At 57.3% G+C, this 804-nt stretch carries 1 protein-coding gene; it reads right to left on the bottom strand.

The features are described from left to right. Positions 1-804, bottom strand: an 804-nt coding sequence (locus CPY51_RS07555; protein WP_111159672.1) for an IS630-like element IS870 family transposase, incomplete at both ends; no start/stop codon positions are given.

The raw sequence follows: 804 nt of genomic DNA, 5'->3' as shown, positions 1-804 counted from the left end.
AGTCGATTGATTCCAACACTTGGTGCCCACGTCTGACGGCTGCGATGATGTCGTCAGGGTCTGCTTTCCAGATGAACGGCTTCGGCTCTTCATTGTGCTCTTTGATAAAGCGGTTGATGGCTGCCTGAAGATCAACGACCGAATGAAAGACACCGTTCTTCAGCCGACGACGGGTGAGTTTTGCGAAGAAACCCTCGACGGCGTTCAACCAGGAACAGGATGTCGGAACGAAGTGGAAGGTCCAGCGTGGATGCCGCGCCAACCAGGCCCGGACTTTGGGTTGTTTGTGTGTGGCGTAGTTGTCCAGGATGACGTGAACCGCCTTATCCTTCGGCAATTGAGCCTCAATCGTGTTGAGGAAGCGGATAAACTCCTGATGCCGGTGGCGTTGCATGTTACGGCCGATGACGGAGCCGTCGAGAACATTCAGGGCAGCGAACAGTGTGGTGGTGCCGTGGCGCTTGTAATCATGGGTCATCGTGCCGGCACGCCCCTTCTTCATGGGAAGACCCGGCTGCGTCCTATCCAGCGCCTGGATCTGACTTTTCTCATCGACGGAGAGGACAATCGCATGGGCAGGCGGCGAGACGTAGAGACCGACCACATCGTGAAGCTTCTCGGCGAAAGCCTTGTCGTTCGATAGTTTGAAGCTGCGCCACCGATGGGGTGCGAGACCATGCTCATGCCAGATCTTGACGACTGAGGACGCCGCAATCCCCACAGCCTTTGCCATCGCACGAACCGTCCAGTGAGTGGCTTCCTGCGTGGGCGGCTCCTGCGTCAGAGCAACAACCCGGTCGACAA

The organism is Arminella tubonensis, assembly GCF_003240585.1.
Classification (GTDB): domain Bacteria; phylum Pseudomonadota; class Alphaproteobacteria; order Rhizobiales; family Rhizobiaceae; genus Rhizobium; species Rhizobium tubonense.
Note: the sequence above shows the minus strand (reverse complement) of the source record. Positions and strands in the feature narration are given on the sequence as shown.